The organism is Sphingomonas sp. Leaf357 (assembly GCF_001423845.1).
GTDB lineage: Bacteria > Pseudomonadota > Alphaproteobacteria > Sphingomonadales > Sphingomonadaceae > Sphingomonas.
Genome location: NZ_LMPM01000001.1, coordinates 2,228,094 through 2,244,118, shown reverse-complemented (window position 1 = coordinate 2,244,118; position 16,025 = coordinate 2,228,094). Strand labels below are relative to the sequence as shown.

The following is a 16,025-nucleotide window of genomic DNA, read 5'->3' as shown; positions in this document are numbered from 1 at the left end:
TGTGAGCGCGACGCAAGGTATCATCGACCCGCTGGCGGCGCTCGCCGCCGGCCAGCCGGCACTCGTGTGGCGGCGTCAGATCGCCGATACCGAGACGCCGGTCGCCGCCGCGCTCAAGCTGATCGAGCCGGGCCGGGGCGACTTCCTGCTCGAATCGGTCGAGGGCGGCGCGATCCGTGGGCGGCACAGCCTGATCGGCCTTGCCCCCGATCTCGTTTTCCGCGCGCAGGGCAATTCCGCCGAGATCAACCGCAACTGGCTCACCGATCGCGACGCCTTCTCGTCCTGCGAGGCGCCGACGCTCGAGGCCCTGCGCGCTCTGGTCGCCGATTGTCGGATGGCCGTGCCGTCCGAACTGCCGCGCGCGCTCGCCTGCCTGGTGGGCTATTTCGGTTACGAGACGATCGGTCTGGTGGAGACCCTGCCGCAGCCGGAGGCCAATCCGCTCGACCTGCCCGACATGATCTTCGTCCGCCCGACGATCGTGCTGATCTTCGATCGCCTCGCCGACGCGCTGTTCCTCGTCGCCCCGGTCTGGCCCGATGCCACGCGCGATCCCGCCGCGATCGTCGCCGAGGGCGAAGAGCGGATCGACGCCGTCGCCGCGCGCCTCGCCAGCGCCGGCCTGCCCGCGCCCGCGCGTCTGCCCGACGCCCCGCAGGTCGCGCTAACGCCAGTCCTGCCGGAGGGCCGCTACGGCGAGATGGTCGCTCGCGCCAAGGAGTATATCGTCGCCGGGGACATCTTCCAGGTCGTTCTCGCGCAGCGCTTCACCGTGCCGTTCACGCTCCCGCCGATCGAACTGTACCGCGCGCTGCGCCGCATCAACCCGTCGCCCTTCCTCTACCATCTCGATCTGCCCGGCTTCACGCTGACCGGCTCGTCGCCCGAAATCCTCGTCCGCGTCCGCGACGGGGAGGTCACGATCCGGCCGATCGCCGGCACCCGTCCGCGCGGTAGGACCCCGGCCGAAGACGAGGCCAACCGCACCAGCCTCCTCGCCGATCCCAAGGAACGCGCCGAGCATCTGATGCTGCTCGATCTCGGCCGCAACGATGTCGGCCGCATCGCCTCCGCCGGCACCGTCACCGTCACGGACAGCTACACGGTCGAATTCTACAGCCATGTCATGCACATCGTATCGAACGTGGTCGGGCGACTGGACGAACCGCACGACGCGGTCGATGCTTTGCTCGCCGGCTTCCCCGCCGGCACGGTCAGCGGCGCGCCCAAGGTCCGTGCCTGCGGGATCATCGCCGAACTCGAATGCGAGACACGGGGTGCCTATGCCGGCGGCGTAGGCTATTTCTCGCCCGACGGATCGATGGATTCCTGCATCGTGTTGCGGACGGCGGTGGTGAAGGACGGTGTGATGCACGTCCAGGCCGGTGCCGGCATCGTCGCCGACAGCGATCCGGTCTACGAACAGCGCGAGTGCGAGGCCAAGGCCGGAGCGCTGCTCGCCGCCGCACGCGAAGCGATCGCGCGCGCGGGCGAGGCCGGCTTCGGGCAGTGACCGATCAGGGAACCGAACTCGCCTTCCGGCGCTCGTCGACCTTCTCGGCGGTGTAATCGCGCAATAGCTTGGTGGTGCATCCGGTCTGGCCGCCGCTGCCGACCGGCGAACAGGTGTTCGGCAGCCCGCCCGCCTCGCGGCCGACATCGTCGAGCGTGGCCGCGCGGTTCACCCAGCTCTGAGTCGCAGCGCTCGGCTTGGTCTCGCGCAGGTTTTTCGGGATGCGATACGGGTCCTCCAGCGTGCCGCACACGATGATCTCGTCCGCCGCGCCCTTCGGGCAGGGATCACCCGGCTTCAACTGCACATTGCGGATGCGTTGCACCGGCACGGTCCCCGCGGTGGCGGACTGATCGGCCTGCGCCGTCTGCGCCAACGCGGGCGCCCCGATCGAAAGCAGCACTGAAGCGGCGATAAGGCGGATCATCGGGAGAACTCCTGGGGGTGACGCCAAACCAACGTCCGACATGCGCGATTGCTCCATCCTGAATGAAGCGGAATGAGGGCGAAAGCGCGGCGCTGTTGCGCTGCATCACGCATCGGCTATGGCGCGCACATGATATTGGTGATCGACAATTACGACAGCTTCACCTGGAACCTGGTCCACTATCTGATGGAATTGGGTGCCGAGGTGAAGGTGGTGCGAAACGATGCGCTCACCGCGCGCGAGGCGATCGAGAGCAATGCCCAGGCGTTTCTGATCTCGCCCGGCCCGTGCACGCCCACGCAGGCTGGCATCAGCCTCGATCTCGTCGCCGCCTGCGCGGATGCAGGCAAGCCGTTGCTCGGCGTGTGCCTCGGCCATCAGGCGATCGGCCAGCATTTCGGCGGCAATGTCGTGCGCGGCGGGCTGATGCACGGCAAGACCTCGCCGGTCGAGCATGACGGCACCGGCCTGTTCGAAGGCCTGCCCAGCCCGTTCACCGCCACCCGCTACCACTCGCTGATCGTCGAGGACATTCCCGCCGACCTGATCGTCAACGCACGCAGCACCGATGGCTCGGTGATGGGCTTCCGCCACGCGCACCTGCCGATCCACGGCGTGCAGTTCCACCCCGAAAGCATCGCGACCGAACACGGCCACGCGATGCTGGCGAACTTCCTGCGCATCGCCGGAATGCCAGTCGGGGCATTGGCGTGAGTTTTCAAAAGCATCGTCATCCCGGACTTGATCCGGGATCCAACGTGCCGCGTGATCAACGCGCGGTTGGTTTGCGGCGCGTTGGATCCCGGATCGAGTCCGGAATGACGGTTGAGGGTAAGGCATGACGACCCTCATTTCTCTACCCAACCCCACCTCCCCGCTATCCCGCGAATCCGCTGCCCAGGCCTTCGCCGACATCCTCGACGCGCGCACCTCGGAAGAGGCCATCGCCGACTTCCTCATCGCGCTCACCGATCGCGGCGAGACCAGTATCGAGATCGCGGAAGCCGCGCGTGCGCTTCGTGCCCGTCTGATCCCGATCGATGCGCCGGTCGGCGCGATCGACGTCTGCGGCACGGGCGGCGACGGATACCATACGCTCAACGTCTCCACCGCCGTCAGTCTCGTCGTCGCCGCCTGCGGCGTGCCCGTCGCCAAGCACGGCAACCGCGCCGCCTCCTCCAAGGCCGGTGCCGCCGATACGCTTGAGGCGCTCGGCCTCGACATGGAACGCGCCGGCACGCTCGCCCAGGCGACGCTCAACGATCTCGGCATCTGCTTCCTGTTCGCGGCCAATCACCACCCGGTGATGAAGCGCATCACCCCGATCCGCCGCCACATCGGCAGGCGCACGATCTTCAACCTGATGGGTCCGCTCGCCAATCCCGCGCGCGTCACCCGGCAGTTGATCGGCATCGCCCGGCCCGATTACACGTCGCTCTACGCCGAGGCGTTGGAACAGCTCGGCACCGAGGCGGCGATCGTCGTCTCGGGCGAAGAGGGTTTGGACGAACTGTCCGGTGCCGGCCCGAGCGTGATCGTCAATGTCGGCACCGCAGCGCTCCCCGGCCGGCTCGCGCCCGAGGATGCCGGCCTACCCCGCCACCCGATAGCCGCGATCCATGGCGGCGATCCGGCGTACAACGCCCGCGCGCTGCGCCGTCTGCTCGAGGGCGAAACCGGCGGCTATCGCGATGCCGTCCTGCTCAACGCCGCCGCCGCTCTTGTCGTCGCCGGGCATAGCCCCACCCTCACCGATGGAGCCGCCGCCGCCGCCGAAGCGCTCGATGCCGGCCACGCCAACGCGTTGCTGGACTGCTGGATCGCATATTCATGACCGACATTCTCGATCGCATCCTCGAAACCAAGCGCGCCGATATCGCCGCACGCAAGGCGACCACCCCGCTCTCCGCGCTCGACGCCCGCATCGCCGCGCAATCCAAGCCCCGCGGTTTCCGCGCAGCGCTCGATGCCAAGGCGCTGACCGGCCACGCCCTGATCGCCGAGATCAAGAAGGCAAGCCCGTCCAAGGGCCTGATCCGCGAGGACTTCGATCCCCCCGCGCACGCCCGTGCCTATCAGGCCGGCGGTGCCGCCTGCCTGTCGGTGTTGACCGACGAACGCTGGTTCCAAGGTGCCGACCAATATTTGATCGATGCGCGCGCCGCCTGCGACCTGCCCGTCCTGCGCAAGGATTTCATGGTCGATCCATGGCAGGTGCCCGAATCGCGCAGCATCGGGGCCGACGCGATCCTGCTGATCATGTCCGCGCTGGACGATCACCTGCTCGCCGAGATCGAGGCGAGCGCGATCGAGTGCGGCATGGACGTGCTGGTGGAAGTGCACGACCAGAAGGAACTCGATCGCGCGATGAAGCTCAAATCGCGCCTCATCGGCGTCAACAACCGCAATCTGCGCGACTTCACCGTCGATTTCGCCCGCACGTACGAGTTGGTGTCCAGGGCCCCCAAGGGCTGCACCTTCGTCGCCGAAAGCGGCCTGACGGTGCGCGCCGATCTCGAGGCGATGGCCGAACATGGCGTCAAATGCTTCCTGATCGGCGAGGCTCTGATGCGGCAGGACGATGTCGAGGCGGCAACCCGGGCTTTGGTTGGGTAAGCCGCGCTCCCCCTTCGTTTCGAGCGAAGTCGAGAAACAAGCGCCACGCACAGGCTTCTCGACTTCGCTAGAAACGAACGGATAGGGTGCAGATATGACCAACCTCACCCACCTCGATTCCGCCGGCGCGGCGCACATGGTCGACGTCTCCGCCAAGCAGAGCACCGCGCGCGAGGCGATCGCCGAGGGTCGCATCACGATGAGCGCGCAAGCCGCCGCCGCGATCCGATCCGGTGCAGCGGCCAAGGGTGATGTCCTCGCCGTCGCCCGCATCGCCGGCATCATGGCTGCCAAGCGCACGAGCGACCTGATCCCGCTCTGCCATCCGTTGCCGCTGACTCGTGTCGCAATCGACCTCGTCACCGACGACACCGGCGTCACCGCCACCGCCACCGCGCGCACCGACGGCAAGACCGGCGTCGAGATGGAGGCGCTCACCGCCGTCTCAGTCACGTTGCTGACGATCTACGACATGGCCAAGGCGATCGACAAGGCCATGACGATCGACGGAATCCGCCTGCTCGCCAAAACCGGCGGCAAATCCGGCGAGTATCGCGCCTGAGTCTCACCCGGTGCTGCGGTGCGATTCCCAACCCCAATTCCCGTCATCCTGAACTCGTTTCAGGATCCATCGTGCCGCACACACGACCGCCCGAGAGACGAAATGGATCCTGAACCAAGTTCAAGATGACAGCAGCATTCGTTAGCCGCCTCGCACCCAAAAAAAGGGCGGCGCGCCCTAAGCGCACCGCCCTCCCGGATCACGATCCGAAAGACCGCCCGATCAGAACTTGCCGCTCAGCGACACGCCGATGATCCGCGGTTCGTTGAAGATCGCGGCATTGTAGTTCTCGATCACACCCTTGAGGTTCTTCTCGTTGGTGATGTTGCGGGCGAACGCCGCGACCTCGTACTTGTTGTCTGCCGTGGTGTAGCCGACCTTCAGGCCACCTTCGAAATTGCCGTTCGAATAGAATTCCGCCGTCTTGTAGAGCACAAAGTTGGTGTAGCCCTGCACGTTCCAGTCGGTCGAAACGAACATCTTGCCGCCGGTCCACAGCGGAATGTCGTACCGCACGGCGGCGTCGAGCTGCCACTTCGGCGCGTTCGGCAGCGGGTTGCCGTCGATCTGTGCCAGCGTGGCTGGCGCACCGAAGATGATCGCGATCTTGGTCGGGTCCTGCACCGTGCAGGTTACCGCGCCGTTCAGCGCACACACCTGGGCATAGACGTTCTTGTCCTTGATCTCGGTGTGCAGCGCGCTGCCACCCAGCGAGATGCTGATGTTGCGGATCGGCTTCCATTCCAGCTCGGCTTCGAAGCCGTAGGCGTTGGCATGATCGGCGTTGAACAGCACGCCGTTGCCGTTGGCATCGTTGCCGTTCAGCTGGATGTCCTTCACCTTGTAGGTGAAGCCCGTGACGTTGAAGGTCATGTTGTTGAACGGACGGGTCTTCAGGCCCGCCTCATACGACATGATCGTTTCCGAATTGGCCGTGGTGAAGGGCGAGTTGAACACCGCCGAACGCCCCTGGATGGTCGGGCCACGGAAACCACGGGCGACCTTGGCATAGGCGCTGACGTCGGGCGTGAATTCGTAGCGCGCGGAGACATCCCAGCTCGGCTGCGTGTCCTTCAACTGGACATAACGGGGTGCCGTAGCCGGGAACGAATCCACCGTGCCCGCCGCGTTCTTCACACTGCGCACCAGCTCCGTCGACTTCTTGTCCTCGGTCACGCGCCCGCCGGCGGTGATCGTCAGCGCCGGGGTCAGCTGGTAGCTGGCCTGGCCGAACACCGACCACGACGTGTTGATGTCATGCAGCCGCACGAAGTTGTTCGGGTTCGGCAGCGCGCCGTTCAGGTCCGGGCCGGTCAGGAAATAGGTCCGCTGGTAGAATTCGGTATCGTCGCGGCTGTCAAAATACAGGCCGCCGACCTGCCACTTCAGCGCACCGTCGCTGTTGCTGGCGAGGCGCACTTCCTGCGTCCACTGGTCGAGGTTGCGCAGATTACCGCGGCTCTGGCCATAGGACGGGCGACCGGCATAATTCTGTGCCACGCCGCCATCGGTGTCGCCACGGCTCGAACCATGGCTCGTTTCATAGGCGGTGATCGAGGTCAGCGTGACCGGGCCGAAATCCCATGCCGCATTCACCGATGCGCCGTACGTCTTGTACGCCTGCGGGTTGTTGTCGCCCTCGTCCTGCGCAAAGCTGGTGCGCGGCTCGGCCTGAACGTTGTTCGAACCCTTCTTGAGCGCGCCGCGATGGAAGATCGACGCCGTGCCGTCATAATCGCGCGCATGGCCCGAAACGTTGATCGACAGGTCGCTGGTCGGCGTGAACAGCAACTGCAGGCGGACGTCCTTCTCGTCGAAGCCGCCCATCACGTCCTTGCCGCCCTTGGTGCCGTCCGCGCCGGTGCCGGTGAAGGTGTTGCTCACCCAATCGTCACGGTGCTGGTACAGGCCCGAAATGCGGAAGGCGAGCTTGTCGGCGATGATCGGGCCGCCAACGCCGACGTCCGCCGTCACCGTGTTGTAGGTGCCGTACGACGCCGAAGCCCGGCCCTGGAAGACTTGGCTCGGGCGGATCGTGTCGAACTTGATGATGCCGGCCGTCGTGTTGCGACCGAACAGCGACCCCTGCGGACCGCGCAGCACTTCCACCTGGTTGACGTCGAACACCGGATTCGACTTCAGCACGACATGCTCGAGCACGACATCGTCCTGGATGATCGACACCGGCTGCGACGCGCCGAGATAGAAATCCACGTTGCCCAGGCCACGAATGTAAAAGCGCGGGAAGATGCGGCCGGTGGTCGTCTCGGCATACAGGCCGGGCACGCGGCCAGAGAGCGACAGGATGTCTTCGCCGCCGGTCTGGATCGTGCGCAGCGCATCGCCGCTCACGACGGCAACCGACACCGGCACCTTCTGCAAATTTTCGCTGCGGCGCTCGGCCGTCACCACGATCTCGCCGATCTCGCCGTCGCTGGATGCGTCCGCGACCGGCGCTGCGGCGGGAACGTCCTGCGCGGCGGCCAGGGTCGGGATCATCATCGCACCGAAGGCCGTGCCGATCAGCAAGGCGGATTTGGCGAAAGTCTTGTTCAACATCATTCTGTCCCTGAACTCTAAACTATTGGTTTGATTGAATTCGCGCGCAGAAAGGCACGCCGCTCGCCACGCAGGCGACCACCGCTTCCCCTCGCTAAAATTTGGCTCGTCCCCGCCTTGCCGGAAGCATTAAGTAACGATTGAGACCGAATCGTGACACAGTTCTCATCCTCGTCGAAATGTGACGAATGTGGTTTTTTCGCCACGTTGCGATGACACACGAGAAAGGTCGACAACGTGGTGCCTCGATGACGGTTTGTTAACTAAGTCAGGATAACGTCAGCCCCTGTGCTACTATCATCACTCTGCAAAGTCCGGCGCAGGACCTTGTCGCCATCTGCCGAGAAATATCATGAAAACGCTGTTCGCCGACGCCTTGGCCTATGCCGTGATCTTCTTGATTCTGAGTAAGACGTCCGGCCTTTTCTGACACTGCAACCGTCGGCTCCTTTAAATGCCGCGCGGGCACCGGGCGTCGCGCAGGGGATTTAGCGGCCGCACCAGTTGGAAGGCATCGAAATGGCCCGGCAGCTCCAGCCGCCGGTAGTTCTGAATCAGGCGCATGAAATCGGGATCGTGGTTGAAATATCCCAGCGGATTGTCCGATGCGCTGATGACCCCCCTCGCTGCTTTGCCTGGCGAAAAGATGATCCGCTTGGGTGGCAGGCAGCGATAATCCCGCACCGCCTCAGCTACCACATTGCGACCGAGCGCGGCGATCCGCGGATCCTTCTTCCCCTGCATGTTCGCGTCGACCGCCGCAAATATCCAGAAGGATCCGCGCCGCCCGGCAAAGCGCAAGCCGCGTCCCACTGTTGACGGCCAGGCGGTGCGCCCTTCGTTTGAAATGATCGCGATTGCATCACCGGATTTCAAGTCGGCCAGAGCAGCTGCGATGTCGCTATCCGACACCGGCACCCATTGGGTGGGTGCCAGAAACAGCGAGACGGCCCCAATCAGCGCCACGACAGCAATCAGGCGCGGGCGCGCACCGGGCCGGCCCAGAAGGTCGGCCAGCGCAGTTGCCATCGCAATCGCCAGCGTTCCGGTCGTCGCGATGCTCTGATACGGCCAGCCTTTATGCTGGATCGCCCAGCCGATGAAAAAACCGGCCGCTGCGGTCAACAGCGCCATCGTGATCGGCGGCAAAGGGCGTCGCGCAACGCCACGCTCAGCCGCCATGCCGCACAGGATCAGCAACCACACCGGTTGTGCTGGACGGATCATGTATTGCAAGCCGGGTGCCCCGACGGCGCCATAAGCCAGCGCAAGTTCAGGCACCGAAACCCGCAGATAGCCAGGCGTCACGATCAGGATCGCCCCGAAATATCCCAACCCTGCGGACATCAGCACCAGCAACTCGATGCGAAAGGGTCGCCATTTGCGGCGCAAGCTGAACAAGAGCCAAACTTCCAGTAGCAGCGGCACGCCGACGAAATAATGCTTGAGCGCAAATCCGATCGCCGCCCCGAAACCCACGATCCCGGCCAACCAGGCCGAAACGGGCAATCCCTGGCGTCGCGCAGCGATCAACGCGGCATAAGGCACCGCGCCGATCAGGGCCATCTGCTCGCGCTGGCCCAGATCGCGCAACGGCATGATTAGCAGGATACATGCGGCGTATAACAAGATCGGGGTGCGCAGGGCCGGAGTATATCCGATCAGCAGCCGATCCGTCGCGAGCAGGCTGGCCAGCGCCGCGCCGCCCATCACCGTGATCAGACCGTCCTCCGCTCGGATGCCCATCAAATCGGCCAGCAAGTCTATCGGCATCGCCAGCCAAAACCATAACGGCGGATTGATCTCGCTGATGTCGATATAAAGACGCGCACCATGGCGCAGGCGGTCGGCGATCCAGAGCTGACCCGAAATATCCGGACTGAGCGGCCGCGGCAACGCAACCAACAGGATCGCGGTGATCGCACAGATGAACAAGGTTATTGCCAAAGCCGGGCGCGATGCAATGGCGGAAATGGATCGCGCGATGTAGGTCGGCTCCGGCGACGCGCGCATCTTTTTCGTCATGTATGACGCCCCCACGCCACCAGCCATCGCATCGAAGACACCCTCGATATCCTCGAACCTTACGGGATCCGTGGCGAACGGCCAGTAAATTGTGGTCGGAGTCTGCGTGAGGCAGCTGCGCCCTTAACCATCTTTTGAGACCGAACCGATATCCCGGCCCGGTGAGCGCCGATCATGATATCTAATGCCGTCGCTGCGGCGAAGGGCACGCGCGATGTCGCCACGCCGACAATGCTGGTTGCGATCCTGTGTTTCGCGCTGGGTCTCGACCAATTGCTGCTCTGGCTGTTTCTCGGCCTCGTGCCGCTGTGGGGCCTTCCCGTCATTGCTTTAATGGCAGCGCCGGCTTTCCTCCTGGCCCGGCATGCTGGCATCGACGCCGAATACCGGCCGGGTGCCAAGACCGTGCTGGTCTGCGGCTCCGTCGCGGCGATCATATTCCTGCTCGGTGGCGAAGGACGCCTGTTCTACGCGCACACCGATTGGCAGGTGCGCGCCGCGGTTCTGCGCGATCTCACCATCTATCCCTGGCCTTTCGTCTACGATGTCCGGTCGACGCCAGATCTGTTGCGCGCGCCGCTCGGCATGTATTTGGCACCCGCCTTGATCGGCAAAGAGTCGGGCTATCACGCCGCAGAATGGGCATTGTTCGTCCAGAATAGCGCGTTGCTTGCCGTGCTGTTCCTGCTCGGCAGTCACCTGTTTGAGGACGCCCGGTCCCGCAAGATTGCGCTCGCGATCTTTCTCGGCTTCAGCGGAATGGACATCGTCGGTCAGTTGATGGCCGGACAATCGCTTCTGGCGACGTCCGAACGGTGGAACGTCGCCATCTTCACCGCGCATCTGACCCAGGCTTTCGCCGTGCCTCAACATGGACTGGCCGGCTGGGTCGGCGCATTGCTCTTTCTGCTGTGGAGGACCGGCAAAATTTCCCTGGCGGCGTTCCTGGCCCCAATCCCGCTGCTCGCTCTTTGGTCGCCGTTCGCTGTGATGGGCATTGCGCCGTTCGCAGCGTTCGGCGCCATCGCAGCGCTGATGCGCGGGCAGGTTCGCCCGCGCGACATCGGGCCGCCCGCGCTCACGCTGGCACTCTCGACGCCTAGCCTGCTGTATCTTGCATCGGGCAGCGGCGCGGTGGGCGGCGGAAGTGCGGCCATCGACCTGTCCCAATATCTCATCTTCGAACTGATCGAGGTCGGCCCCTATCTGGTCGGGCTCTGGTTCATCGGACGGCACGGTCGATTTGGCGGCACTACGATTGCTGTCACTGCAATCGTCCTGCTCGTTGCGCCATTCATTCAAGTCGGCACCTCGAACGATTTCGTCATGCGCGCCTCGATTCCCGCGCTAGCCATCCTTTCATTGTCGGTCGCCGATGTGCTGGTGAAGCCAGCCGTACCCGGCCGTGAATTGTGGCGCAACATCATGATCGGCGCGTTGCTGCTCGGCGCGGCGACTCCGGCGTTCGATGTCGTCCGCGCTGTCATCTATCCACGCGCGCCGGAAGTCGTCTGCAGCTATTTCGGCGTCGTACCCGGCGGCTTCGATACCTATGTCACGCCTTGGTCGCACGCCAATCGCCTGATCGCACCCCAGACACCGGCGAAGATCAAGCCATACGATCCGGCGAGATGCTGGACCGGCAAATGGCCTAATCCTCTTTATAGGGACTTCCCGGAACGCGTCGCGCCAGAGGACTGGGACGACCGGATATAGCCGTCGGTGCACAGCCGGAATCTCCATCAAATCGAACCGCAGAGAACGCTATTCTCGATCACCACGACAATCCCGCTGTCTTCCGGCGCGCGATCGTGACACTGAGCCGCCATGCCCCCCGCTCTCCTCGCCGTCGTGGACGCCCAGACCCGACTCTTCGCGCTCGCTCCCGCCATCCCGTCGGAGACCGTCCCGCTCGCGCACGCCATCGGCCGCTGGACGACCGATGCCATCCCGGCCCGCCGCACCCAGCCCGAAGCCGATCTATCGGCGATGGACGGCTATGCGATCCGGTACGAAGACCTCCCCGGCCCGTTCGCGCTGGTCGGCGAAAGCGCTGCCGGCCACGCCTTTTCCGGCGCGGTCGGCGCGGGCGAAACGGTGCGCATCTTTACCGGCGCAGCCCTGCCGCCAGGCACCGACACGATCCTCGTCCAGGAAGAGGCTACGCGCGACGGCGACACGATCCACCTCACCGGCGAAGGCCCCGCCCGCCACGCGAGCAGCGTCCGCCCGCGCGGACTGGACTTCTCCACCGGCGACATACTGATCGCGAAAGGCGAGCGCCTGACCCCGGCGGCGCTCGCGCTTGGCGCGCTCGGTGGCCACGCCACGCTCCCGGTCGCGCGCCGCCTAACCGTCGCGATCGCCGCCACCGGCGACGAACTCGCCCGCCCCGGCAGCGGCGATCCGGCCAAGCTTCCCGAAACCAACGGCCTGATGCTCGCCGCGCTGCTGCGCGATCTGCCGGTCGACATCATCGATCTCGGCATCATCCCCGACGATCTCGCCGTCATGACCGCCGCCTTCGCGGCTGTCCGCGCCGACATCCTCGTCACCACCGGCGGAGCGTCGGTCGGCGATCACGATCTCGTCCGGCCCGCGCTCGAGGCCGCCGGCGGCACGATCGATTTCTGGAAGATCGCGCTCCGCCCCGGCAAGCCGATGATGGCCGGGCGACTGGGCGACGCCGTCGTGCTCGGCCTGCCTGGCAATCCGGTATCCGCGTTCGTCACCGCGACGATCTTTCTTCGGCCGCTAGTCGCCGCCATGTCCGGCGCGGCCGATCCCCTGCCCCGCACGTTTGCCGCCCCGCTCGGCGAACCGCTGCGCGCCAACGATCACCGCACCGATTACCTGCGCGCCGAATTGCGTGACGGGCGCGTCCATGCCTCGACCATCCAGGACAGCTCGATGCTCCGAACGCTCGCCCGCGCCGACTGCCTCGTGCTGCGTCCGGCGCACGCGCCGGCAGCGGAAATCGGCGAGTTGGTGGACATCCTCCCTCTCGCTTGACACCCCCCGAAGCGTTCCGTAAAGGTTCCTCGTCTGTTCTGACGGAGGAACGCTATGCTTACGCGCAAGCAGCACGAGCTTATCTGCTTCATCAACGATCGCCTGGAGGAATCGGGCGTATCCCCCTCGTTCGAGGAGATGAAGGAGGCGCTCGACCTCAAGTCGAAGTCGGGTGTCCACCGTCTGATCAGCGCGCTGGAGGAACGCAAGTTCATCCGCCGCCTGCCCAACCGCGCCCGCGCGCTCGAAGTTTTGAAGATGCCGGAACGCGGCGAAACGAAGCCGATCGTCAAGGCACCCCCCAGCAATATCCGCACTCTGCCGGAACCGGCCAACGACGTGATCGAGATTCCGCTGCACGGCCGGATCGCCGCCGGTGTGCCGATCGAGGCGTTCGAGGGTAGCGCGATGCTCGCCGTCCCGGCCGCCTTGCTCGGTAGCGGCGAACATTATGCGCTGGAAGTGTCGGGCGATTCGATGGTCGAGGCCGGTATTCTCGACGGCGACTACGCCCTCATCCGCCGTGCCGATACCGCCCGCGACGGCGAGATCGTGGTGGCACTGATCGAGGATAGCGAAGCGACGCTCAAATACTTCCGCCGCGAAGGTGCCATGGTCCGGCTCGATCCCGCCAACCGCGCCTACGATCCACAGCGTTATGCCCCTCAGCAGGTTCGCGTGCAGGGCAAACTTGCCGGCCTGCTCCGCCGCTACGATTGACGTCCGGTCCTTCGGACTGAAAGCCGTCTTGCATCGCCCTCCAACGAAGGCTGGCAGGTCCGCTCATCGTTGTAGGATGCCGTTCTAACCAAACCGTCGTCTTAGGGTTATCTGGAATCCATCGCGCGGTTCTCGACAGGTCCGTTATTCCGGGCGGCGGCATATGGCATTGGGCGACAACGCCTCCGCCAAACATACATCGTCATGCTGAACTTGTTTCAGCATCCATGCGCGGTCAGCCGGTCCACAGACACCGTCTTTTTGACAGATGACCGCGCCTGGATCCTGAAACAAGTTCAGGATGACGGGCATACATATAGCAACGGCCTGAGCACCGTTTCATTCCGCATCCCTGCGAACCGTACGTCGATGCCAGCGCCCGCCCGAAAAGCGCACCTTCCCGAACGAACCGGACGGCCTGCCATCCGCAACCGCCACCCGCCACGGATGCCGATCCCCGGGCCGCACGACGCTGTCGACATCCTGCCGCGACAAGGTGATCGCCACGCCACCGGTTCGCGCGAGCATATTCCTGTCGAGCCGCAACCAGCGCGGCCGGCACGCTCTGGGCAGCCGCCGCTCGCTCACGACGATGTCCGCCGCCCCGCACGCCGCGATCAATTCCTGTATCGGCACCAGATACAGGCTGCGCGTCGCCAGAATCCGCCACGTCCGCCCGCCCGCCTGACGCTCGATCAGGCACAGATCACGACTGCACCGCGCCTCCGGTCGTTCGGACAGCAACATCGGCACGCCGTCCACGCCGCCATTCTCGGCGAGCGTATCGGAAATGTAATCGCCCGCCCGATCGCGCAGCATCGCCACGCCACCATCCGCCGTCCGTACCGCCAAATGCCGCCCGTCGCCCGTCACCAGCAGGTCCGGTGCCGGCGTCATCATGGCCCAGACGATCCCGAACCCCAGCGGCGCGAGGCCCAGCCGCCGCCACCGCGTCCGCCACAGGGCGATCCACAATCCGCCGACCACCATCGCCGCGAACGCCCCCGCCGGCATCGCGGGCAGCGCGGCGACCGATCCCGGTGCCTGCGCCGTCGTCCGTGCGATCCACAGCAGTATCGTCAGCGCCTTGCCCGTCAGCCACCAGAAGGGCGCGCCCAGACCGAAGAAATCGAGTGCCAGCGCCAGCGCTTCCAAGGGCATGATGACGAACGTCGTCAGCGGGATCGCGACGATGTTCGCCGCCACGCCGTAAAGCCCGGCCTTGTGGAAATGGTACAGCCCGATCGGCAGCAGCGCGATCTCCACGGCCAGCCCGGTCAGCACCAGTGCCCCGATCGCCCGCCCGAAGCGTTTCACCCGCGGTTCGTCGCGCGCCATCACCAACGTCTTGATCCCGGGATGCTCGTTCAACGCCACGATCGCGGTGATCGCCGCGAACGATAGCTGGAAGCTCGGCCCGGCCAGCGCCTCCGGCCATAGCAGCAACACGATCACCGCCCCCGCCGCGACCAGCCGGAGCGTCATCGCCTCGCGCCCCAGCGCCAGCGCGACCAGCACGAGCAACGCCGCAACGCAGGACCGGATCGTCGGTACCTGGCTGCCGGTCAGCAGCGTGTAGCCGATCGCCGCCGCCGCGCCCGCGCCCGCCGCGATCAACGGCAACCGGAAGCGCAGCGCCAGCCACGGGCTCAGTGCCAGCAGCCGCACCACCACCAGCATCGTCGCCGCGACAACGGCGGTGATGTGCAAACCGCTGACCGACAGCAGATGCGCCAGCCCCGATCGCCGCATCGCATCCGCATCCTCTTCGGATATCGCGCCCTCGTCGCCGGTCGCCAGAGCGCTGGCGATGCCGCCCGCACTGCCCCCCAGGCTATTCTCGATATGCGTCGACAATCGCTGCCTGAGCGCCGCCCCCTCGGCTTCACCCGCCGCGACGATCTTCACCGGCGCGAACCCGCGTCCCGTCCCGCCGATCCGGTCGAACCACGCCACCCGCGCATAATCGTACGCGCCCGGCACCGCGGGCTGGGGTGGCGGCATCAGCCTCGCCCTGAGCGCGATCACCGCCCCGCGCGTGAGCCCCTTCGGCACATCCGCCTCGGCCAGATTGACCCGAACGAAGGCGGGGAGTGCCGTTGCCTTCCGCCCCGTTCCGACATCCAGAACCCGCGTCGGCGCCAACCGCAACCGCACCAGCTCCCGCGCCGGCAGCGGCTGGATACTCTCCACCCGCGCCTCGAACGTCGCGATCGTCGCCCGGGTCAGCACCACCCCGCCAGCGTGCTCGGCCCGCCACCACACGGACGCCAGCCCCAAAGCCGCCGCCAGGCCGGCAATCAAGATCGCCCGCGCCGCCCGTCCGCCGCGCCCGATCCCCGCCGCCCCGAACGCCGCCGCGCCGAACAGCAGCAAGGCCAGCACCCAGCTCCGCTCGTTCGGCAGCACGAACCATGCGGCAATCCCCGCCCCCAGCATCACCGGCAGCCACAGCGCGATCTGGTCGCGCTCCGCCTCCAGCCACCGTTCCACCCCGTCCCGCGCCCGCACGAACGCCCCGCGCCCGCCGATTTGAAGCGGCTCGGCACGCGTGCTAGGGGGCTCGGCGGCGGAACTGGCCATCATCA

Annotated in this window: 12 protein-coding genes; 8 read left to right on the top strand and 4 right to left on the bottom strand. The window is 65.7% G+C overall.

All coding sequences use genetic code 11. The features are described from left to right. The first annotated feature begins 1 nt into the window (after window position 1). A complete protein-coding gene (gene trpE, locus ASG11_RS10540) occupies window positions 2-1,516 on the top strand; it encodes an anthranilate synthase component I (protein WP_055778743.1) in 1,515 nt (504 codons plus the stop codon). 4 nt (window positions 1,517-1,520) lie between these two features. Here the strand turns inward: trpE and ASG11_RS10535 are convergent, their stop codons facing one another. Further along, a complete protein-coding gene (locus ASG11_RS10535) occupies window positions 1,521-1,943 on the bottom strand; it encodes a hypothetical protein (protein WP_055778740.1) in 423 nt (140 codons plus the stop codon). A 129-nt stretch (window positions 1,944-2,072) separates the two neighbouring features. On the opposite strand from ASG11_RS10535, the gene ASG11_RS10530 reads away from it, so the two are divergent. The 4 genes from ASG11_RS10530 (at window position 2,073) to moaC (ending at window position 5,121) form a co-directional block, all read left to right on the top strand. After that, the gene (locus ASG11_RS10530; RefSeq protein WP_055778737.1) at window positions 2,073-2,657 is read left to right on the top strand and encodes an anthranilate synthase component II; all 585 of its coding nucleotides are present in this window, start codon (window positions 2,073-2,075) and stop codon (window positions 2,655-2,657) included. A gap of 124 nt (window positions 2,658-2,781) precedes the next feature. Beyond that, window positions 2,782-3,777: an anthranilate phosphoribosyltransferase gene (gene trpD / locus ASG11_RS10525; protein WP_055778734.1), complete on the top strand. Its 996-nt coding sequence runs from the start codon at window positions 2,782-2,784 to the stop codon at window positions 3,775-3,777. Then, a complete protein-coding gene (gene trpC, locus ASG11_RS10520; protein ID WP_055778731.1) occupies window positions 3,774-4,559 on the top strand; it encodes an indole-3-glycerol phosphate synthase TrpC in 786 nt (261 codons plus the stop codon). The genes trpD and trpC overlap by 4 nt, the downstream gene beginning before the upstream one ends. Before the next feature lie 94 nt (window positions 4,560-4,653). After that, the gene (gene moaC / locus ASG11_RS10515; protein WP_055778728.1) at window positions 4,654-5,121 is read left to right on the top strand and encodes a cyclic pyranopterin monophosphate synthase MoaC; all 468 of its coding nucleotides are present in this window, start codon (window positions 4,654-4,656) and stop codon (window positions 5,119-5,121) included. Window positions 5,122-5,343: 222 nt separating this feature from the next. Here moaC and ASG11_RS10510 read toward each other — a convergent pair whose 3' ends face one another. Next, window positions 5,344-7,680: a TonB-dependent receptor gene (locus ASG11_RS10510; RefSeq protein WP_055780708.1), complete on the bottom strand. Its 2,337-nt coding sequence runs from the start codon at window positions 7,678-7,680 to the stop codon at window positions 5,344-5,346. Window positions 7,681-8,130: 450 nt separating this feature from the next. Further along, window positions 8,131-9,705: a hypothetical protein gene (locus tag ASG11_RS10505; RefSeq protein ID WP_055778727.1), complete on the bottom strand. Its 1,575-nt coding sequence runs from the start codon at window positions 9,703-9,705 to the stop codon at window positions 8,131-8,133. A 231-nt stretch (window positions 9,706-9,936) separates the two neighbouring features. Here ASG11_RS10505 and ASG11_RS10500 point away from each other — a divergent pair, with 231 nt between their 5' ends. The 3 genes from ASG11_RS10500 to lexA all read left to right on the top strand — a co-directional run bounded on the left by ASG11_RS10500 (window position 9,937) and on the right by lexA (window position 13,437). After that, window positions 9,937-11,421: a hypothetical protein gene (locus ASG11_RS10500; protein ID WP_156363731.1), complete on the top strand. Its 1,485-nt coding sequence runs from the start codon at window positions 9,937-9,939 to the stop codon at window positions 11,419-11,421. Between the two features lie 111 nt (window positions 11,422-11,532). Further along, a complete protein-coding gene (locus ASG11_RS10495) occupies window positions 11,533-12,717 on the top strand; it encodes a molybdopterin molybdotransferase MoeA (protein ID WP_055778719.1) in 1,185 nt (394 codons plus the stop codon). Between the two features lie 54 nt (window positions 12,718-12,771). Beyond that, a complete protein-coding gene (gene lexA / locus ASG11_RS10490) occupies window positions 12,772-13,437 on the top strand; it encodes a transcriptional repressor LexA (RefSeq protein WP_055778716.1) in 666 nt (221 codons plus the stop codon). Between the two features lie 339 nt (window positions 13,438-13,776). Here the strand turns inward: lexA and ASG11_RS10485 are convergent, their stop codons facing one another. Beyond that, window positions 13,777-16,020 carry a ComEC/Rec2 family competence protein gene (locus tag ASG11_RS10485; RefSeq protein WP_201781307.1) on the bottom strand — a complete coding sequence of 748 codons (2,244 nt, stop codon included), beginning with the start codon at window positions 16,018-16,020 and terminating at the stop codon, window positions 13,777-13,779. Between the last annotated feature and the right edge of the window lie 5 nt (window positions 16,021-16,025).